At 34.4% G+C, this 6,542-nt stretch carries 6 protein-coding genes and 1 pseudogene; 5 read left to right on the top strand and 2 right to left on the bottom strand.

What is annotated here, in order from left to right; translation table 11 throughout:
- Positions 1-181: 181 nt before the first annotated feature.
- The 4 genes and pseudogenes from QZ276_RS05165 (at position 182) to QZ276_RS05145 (ending at position 5,024) form a co-directional block, all read left to right on the top strand.
- The gene (locus QZ276_RS05165; protein WP_292485907.1) at positions 182-991 is read left to right on the top strand and encodes an arsenite methyltransferase; all 810 of its coding nucleotides are present in this window, start codon (positions 182-184) and stop codon (positions 989-991) included.
- Positions 992-1,034: 43 nt separating this feature from the next.
- Positions 1,035-1,427 (top strand): transposase, encoded by a 393-nt coding sequence (locus QZ276_RS05160; RefSeq protein WP_292485905.1) that lies wholly within the window; start codon positions 1,035-1,037, stop codon positions 1,425-1,427.
- Positions 1,327-1,836: pseudogene (locus QZ276_RS11460) on the top strand (transposase). Before QZ276_RS05160 ends, QZ276_RS11460 begins: the two are co-directional and overlap by 101 nt.
- A 194-nt stretch (positions 1,837-2,030) precedes the next feature.
- Positions 2,031-5,024, top strand: a complete 2,994-nt coding sequence (locus QZ276_RS05145) for a PAS domain S-box protein (RefSeq protein ID WP_292485901.1) — start codon at positions 2,031-2,033, stop codon at positions 5,022-5,024.
- A gap of 42 nt (positions 5,025-5,066) precedes the next feature.
- On the opposite strand, the gene QZ276_RS05140 is transcribed toward QZ276_RS05145, so the two are convergent.
- Complete coding sequence (locus QZ276_RS05140) at positions 5,067-5,228, bottom strand: hypothetical protein (protein ID WP_292485899.1); 162 nt, start codon at positions 5,226-5,228, stop codon at positions 5,067-5,069.
- Between the two features lie 216 nt (positions 5,229-5,444).
- The gene (locus QZ276_RS05135; protein ID WP_292485897.1) at positions 5,445-5,642 is read right to left on the bottom strand and encodes a hypothetical protein; all 198 of its coding nucleotides are present in this window, start codon (positions 5,640-5,642) and stop codon (positions 5,445-5,447) included.
- Positions 5,643-5,787: 145 nt separating this feature from the next.
- On the opposite strand from QZ276_RS05135, the gene QZ276_RS05130 reads away from it, so the two are divergent.
- The gene (locus QZ276_RS05130) at positions 5,788-6,360 is read left to right on the top strand and encodes a thermonuclease family protein (RefSeq protein ID WP_292485895.1); all 573 of its coding nucleotides are present in this window, start codon (positions 5,788-5,790) and stop codon (positions 6,358-6,360) included.
- Positions 6,361-6,542: the final 182 nt, after the last annotated feature.

Below are 6,542 nucleotides of genomic sequence, written 5' to 3'. Positions count from 1 at the left end.
TTTTAAATTAAACCTTTGTTCTATTTTTTCTTTTTTATAATTAATGAAGATAAGCCAGAAAATTTGTTGTTTTCTAATTTTTAAGATAATCTTAAACTATATATACTGGTTTCAGCAAAATTTGAAATGGCTATATGAAAACTCTTAAAAAAGTTGTCATTTAAAAAATAGAGGTACAAGAATGAAAAATAAAGACATCAAAAACGTTGTGAAAAAAGAATATTCAACGATTGCCAAAAATAACAATTCATGCTGTGGTCCTGTATCATGTTGTGGAAGTAGTGAATCACCGGAAGAAATTAGTAAACTTGCTGGATATACAGATGAGGATTTAAAAAACGTTCCTCAAGACTCTAATCTTGGTTTGGGTTGTGGCAATCCTGTCTCTCTTGCATCGTTAAAAAAGGGTGAGGTCGTTCTTGACCTTGGTTCGGGTGCGGGTTTTGATTGTTTCTTGGCTGCTGAAAAGGTAGGTGATGACGGTTTAGTAATAGGTGTTGATATGACACCTGATATGGTTGAAAAAGCCAAAAATAATGCTGTAAAAGACAATTATACAAACGTTGAATTTCGACTGGGTGAAATCGAAAATTTACCTCTTGATGATAATAGTGTTGATGTTGTTATATCAAACTGTGTCATAAACCTGTCCCTCGATAAAGAAAAAGTGTTCAATGATGTGTATCGAGTCCTGAAATCAAATGGCAGATTAGTTGTATCAGACATTGTCCTCTTGCAGAACCTACCAGAACCAATAAGGAATTCCATAGACGCTTATGTCGGCTGTATTTCAGGAGCTTTGAAAAAGGATGATTATCTGGATTTAATTGAAAATGCAGGATTTAAAAACATCCAAATAATAGATGAATCCGAATTTCCTCATAATGCTTTATCCTCAGTAATTGATGAATATGACATATCCAGATACGCAGAGTCCATTGTCAGTATAAAAATCAAGGCAATTAAAATTGATTCCATTTCAAAACTTTAAGATTTTAATAAACCCTCATACAATTTCTTTATGAGGGGGGTGAATGGAATTCAAAGAACTTACTGATGAACAATGGGAATTCATCGAACCTTATCTACCGCCACAACCTTCAACCGGTAGGAAAAGGGTTGATGACCGCAAGGTCATCAATGGTATACTGTTTGTATTGATTACCGGTTGCCGGTGGGGTGATATGCCCAAACGTTATGGATCACCTGTGACCGCATGGAGACGATTGAAAACATGGTCACAAGAAGGTATCTGGGATAATATTATACAAGCTCTACGCGATACCGCATACAGCAATGGTAACCTGTCGTTAGATACTGTATGTATTGACAGCAGTTTCATCGAGACCAAAAAAGGAAGAAATAACACGATACAATGGTTACAAGAAGAGGAAAGGAATAAAACTCCATGCGTGTGTAACTACTGATGGTTTTCCTGTAGCATTAGTCATCTCTCAGGGAAACGAACATGACAGTAAAAAGTTCGTTGAACTCATGGAATGTATCAAGATTAATACCGGATCCAGACCCAGAACAAGACCTGATGAAGTACTGGCTGACTCAGCATATGATACCTTAGATATCCGTGGATATCTAAGAGCTAGATTGATTAAAAGCAATATACCGGTGAATCCCAGAAGTCAGAAATGAAGGAGACGTGGAAGACCTACAAGATTTGAACTCAGGTCTTATCACAAGAGAACTACTATAGAACGGTTCTTTGCATGGTTGAAAATTGGGTTCAGAAAATTAAATAATAGATACGAAAGATTGGATTCAGTATTTAAAGGGTTATTAAATATCTCATGTTTTATGTTATGCTGGAACAAGGTTTAAACCATGTTTTGAAATGAGTTCAGGGATAACCGATAGTGTGTGTGTGAACCATCCAAAAAGGATAAGACTCTTTGGAGTAAACTCCTTATGAAGCCACTTGGTTTTAGCCAAGTGGTAGTTCACTCTTCATATTAATATAAGGGACAAAATAATGAGTTATAAAATATTAAATTAATCTGAAAGTTGATTCGTCCATGAAACTACTGCAATATTTTGAAAATAAGAAATTTGTAATCACCATCACTCTGGTGCTTGGTCTATCTATAGTTGTAGTAGAATCGATTATAGAACTTTTTTATCCAAATATTGAACCAACAACTGGTTTATCAGTATTTGATTTCCTTGCACACTTTATTATTTTACCTCTTTTCCTGCTGTTTGGTCTGGTCATAACAAAAGCGATGGACGAACACAAGAGGCTGAAACAATTAATCCAATCTATAAGTAATGTTAATCAGCTTATCATAAGAGAAAAGGATATTAATCGATTAATACAAAAAACTTGCAATATCTTAACAAATACACATATTTATGAAAGCGCATGGATACTTCTTTTAGACAGCAACAAAAATATAATATCATCAGCAGAATCAAGAATTGGTTCTAAATTTAATGATTTTTTGAAAAAATACGAAAACGGTGAACCTACTCAATGCATTCAAGATATATTCAACCAAACTGATGAGTTGTTGGTTGTAAAAAGTAAAAATTCAAATTGTTCGGATTGCCAGCTGGTTGGAAACGAATCGGGTTATAAAGCATTGGTTTCAAGGCTTGAGCATGAAGGTACATTATATGGGTTATTAGCAGTTTCTGGTTCAGATGATGTAGTTTCTGAAAACAGCAAAGAATTATTCCATGAAGTTACCAATGATATATCGTATGCTTTGCACAACCTTGAATCAGAAAAGGAATTGGTAAAAAATGAACAGAGGCATAGTACCATTGTGAATGATGTCCTTGACAATTCACGGGTGGGGATTTTTATACTCGATTTCAGTTTTCATGTTGTCTGGATTAATAAGGTCATGGAAGATTACTTTGGCATCAATCGTGAAGATGTAATTGGTATGGATAAACGTCAGCTTGTCAAGAACAGGTTGAAACATATCTTTGAAGACAGTGAGAGATTCGCGAACAAGGTACTTGCTACCTATGACGATAATAGCTACGTTGAGAATTTTGTGTGCCATGTTATGCCAGATGAGAATCTTCAAGAGAGATGGCTTGAACACTGGAGCCAACCCATCAAATCAGGGCTTTATACTGGTGGACGTATTGAACATTACTATGACATTACTTACAAAGAAAAACTTGAAGAAGAACTCCGTAATCAAATAGATTTTTTAGAAAAGGTAGCGGATACAAGCCCTATATGTATAACAAAGGTGGACAAATACGGCTATATTGTATATGCAAACCATGCTGCTGAAAATGTATTAGGTTTGTCCAGAAGTGATATACAAGGAAGAACGTATGATGATGTGGAATGGAAAATAACAGATATAGATGGAAATCACTATCCCAAAGATAAATTACCGTTTAAACTTGTCCAGAAATATCAAGAACCAATATACGATATCAGACATGGCATCGAATGGCCTGATGGCCAAAGGAAATTATTGTCTATAAATTCTGCACCTATTTTTGATAAGAATTATAAATTCGATGGAATGGTATCAGCCATCGAAGATATAACTGAAAAAATAAAGAAGAAAAGAGAATTAGAGCTAAGTGAGCAAAAATTCCGTAGTTACATAGATAATTCTCCAATAGGTATTTTTGTTGTCAACAATGATGGATATTATCTTGATGTGAACCCTGCTGCTTCTTATATTACAGGCTATACAATAGACGAATTACTTTCTATGAACTTGATATACTTACATCCTCCTGAAGTACATAACCAGATTAAACAAGTATATAATGATTTTTTGGAAAAGGGTAAACTTTCAATAGAACTCCCCTTTATCACAAAAACAGGTGAAAGAAGGTACTTTATTCTGGATGCGGTAAAGCTTCCAGATGGTAAGTATATAGGGTTCACTACAGATATAACTGAACGTAAGAAAGTTGAAAACGAATTGAAGGAAAGTGAAGAAAGGTTTAGGACGGTCATAGAACAAGCTGCCGATGCTATATTAGCCCATGATTTTGACGGAAATATTGTGTTCGCAAACAAACTTGCGAGTGAATATCTTGGATATACAAAAAGTGAACTGTTGTCGATGAATCTTTCTGATATAGACCCCAAAGTGGACGATATCAAAGCTTTCAGAGAAAAATACTGGAACAACTTATCACCTCATGATTCGTATCGTGGTGAAACTGTTCATAAATGCAAAGATGGTTCAGAATTCCCTGTAGAAGTTAAGATGACCCTCATCAACTTAAGTGGTAAGCCTGTAATACTGGGATTTGCACGTGATATAACTGTTAGAAAAGAAGCAGAAGAAAAGTTAATAAACGCAAAATTAGAAGCAGAAGCTGCTAACCAGGCAAAAAGTGAATTACTGGCAAATGTAAGTCATGAACTAAGAACTCCTCTAACATCGATTATTGGTTTTTCTGATGTAATGCTGAAAAAAAAAGTAGGAGATTTGAACGACAATCAAACACTTTACTTAGATAAAATTCATAAAAGCGGTCAGCATCTACTTGACCTAATAAATGATATACTCGATTTAGCAAAAATTGAATCTGGTAAGCTCGAGCTTCATCGGGAAATAATATCAATACCAGCACTACTTAATGATTTGAAATCTAAATTGTATCCTTTTGCATCAAAAAAAGGTCTGTTTTTAGATTCGGAAATCGATTCAAATATTGAATACATATATGCAGATGAAATAAAACTAAGGCAAATTTTATACAATTTAATTTACAACGCTATAAAATTCACAAGTGAAGGCTCTGTAACTGTCACTGTTAAGCAGAAAAATGATGCATACCAATTTTCAATTATCGATACGGGTATCGGTATACCGAAAGACAAACAGGATGAGATATTTGAGTCGTTTAAACAATTGGATACAGGTGCAAACCGGCGATATGCTGGTACTGGTCTTGGACTGGCGCTTGTTAAAAGATTGGTTGAAATTCATGGTGGACAAATCTGGGTTGAAAGTGGAGAAAGTAGTGGAACCACTTTTATTTTCATTATTCCGTCAACGAAAAATAAAAAATAAAACTATTGGTTCTTTTTACGATGATGGGGCAACAGCAGTACGTCAGCAACCAATGACTAAATAGGCTGTCCGACAATTAATATTAATATGGATTCCTTCTACAAAAGGACCTATTAAGTAAACGATATGATTAGTCCTAATCGTTTCTCTTATATCAGGTGGCATCAGCCATCTCTGGTTTATGGATGATTGGATGAATGCCATATTAACAAATAAATTAATCGGCTCTGTAGAAATCCTTGATATACCAATGTTAACGGGAATCAATGGTATTTTTAGATGTGCTTTCGAACATTGATTATATTTGCTAAATATATCTAATTGATATCGATTTTAACAGGGTTTCTACAGAGCCAAAAAATAAGAAGTATTTAACTTCTATAATTATTTCTCTCTTGAATATTCGAAGTAATACACATATCAAGTCCCTTTAGCATCACTTCCACCATAGTGTGCTTTACATCCGCGCTTTTTAGCATACATCGTTTCATATTCTTGAGCTTCTTTCCGATTATTGCATTTCTTAATTATTTTCCACTTTTTAAAGCCTACCACTTTATTTTTCCAAGTATCTTCTCGTTCCCTTGGTCTTGTAGTGATTCCCACTCTACACGGCATACTTGATTTCTCTTTTTATACTATATTTAATCTATAACGACTGATTGATAAATATTTGACAGTAAAATATCTAAATATATTTATTTAGTTAAACAATATATTTTACTTAGTTGGTTACTTATGAATAATATAGAGGGTAGGACATATGACTAATAGCCTTTTAAAATTGACAATTTTCACCGTTTGTATAATTCTAGCTTTGGTTTCAGGATGTACAGAAACCAGCAGTGAAGATTTGCAGTCTTTACCTGATAAATCAAATAATGGTATTCAGAAAGTAAATACTACAGTGAAAGTAACCAATATTGTCGATGGTGATACTATCGATGTAACCTTTACCAATGGATCTACTGAAAGAGTTCGGCTTTTAGGTGTAGATACACCAGAAACACATGTAGAAAACGAACCAGAGGAGTTTGAAGGTATCGACAGCTCTGATTATCTGCTTGAGTGGGGTCATAAGGCTACTGACTACACACAAAAACACCTACATAGTGAAGAAGTCAGGCTGGAATACGATGATCTCTCAGGTAAAAGAGGTTATTATGGGAGACTGCTGGCGTATGTATATCTACAAAACGAAACTATGTATAACGAGATGCTTCTGAAAAACGGATATGCCAGAGTGTATGATGAAGCTGAGATTGAATATATGGACAGATTCCTGGAAATTGAGGGTGAAGCCATAGAAAGTAACAAAGGATTATGGAACAATTAAAGCGTTTTATTGATTACAAAGCTGTTAAAATTTTCAACGCTTTTATGATATTTAACGCAAGAAAAATATTGTCATCATTTGTTATAAATATTTATAGTCCTATAGTAAAGGATAGACAGTAGATGTAGAGAATGAGGGAAAAACTCTACACCTGTTTAAAGTAGTGGACGAGCGTGTTTAAT

It is taken from the genome of Methanohalobium sp. (assembly GCF_018609725.1).
Lineage (GTDB): Archaea > Halobacteriota > Methanosarcinia > Methanosarcinales > Methanosarcinaceae > Methanohalobium.
This window is presented reverse-complemented; position numbering and strand designations above follow the sequence as displayed.

Excerpts from the sequence above, each read along its gene's own strand:
- QZ276_RS05130 (WP_292485895.1), top strand. The coding sequence starts at position 5,788 with ATGACTAATAGCCTTTTAAAATTGACAATTTTCACCGTTTGTATAATT.
- QZ276_RS05140 (WP_292485899.1), bottom strand. The coding sequence starts at position 5,228 with ATGGCATTCATCCAATCATCCATAAACCAGAGATGGCTGATGCCACCT.
- QZ276_RS05145 (WP_292485901.1), top strand. The coding sequence starts at position 2,031 with ATGAAACTACTGCAATATTTTGAAAATAAGAAATTTGTAATCACCATC.
- QZ276_RS05165 (WP_292485907.1), top strand. The coding sequence starts at position 182 with ATGAAAAATAAAGACATCAAAAACGTTGTGAAAAAAGAATATTCAACG.
- QZ276_RS05160 (WP_292485905.1), top strand. The coding sequence starts at position 1,035 with ATGGAATTCAAAGAACTTACTGATGAACAATGGGAATTCATCGAACCT.
- QZ276_RS05135 (WP_292485897.1), bottom strand. The coding sequence starts at position 5,642 with ATGCCGTGTAGAGTGGGAATCACTACAAGACCAAGGGAACGAGAAGAT.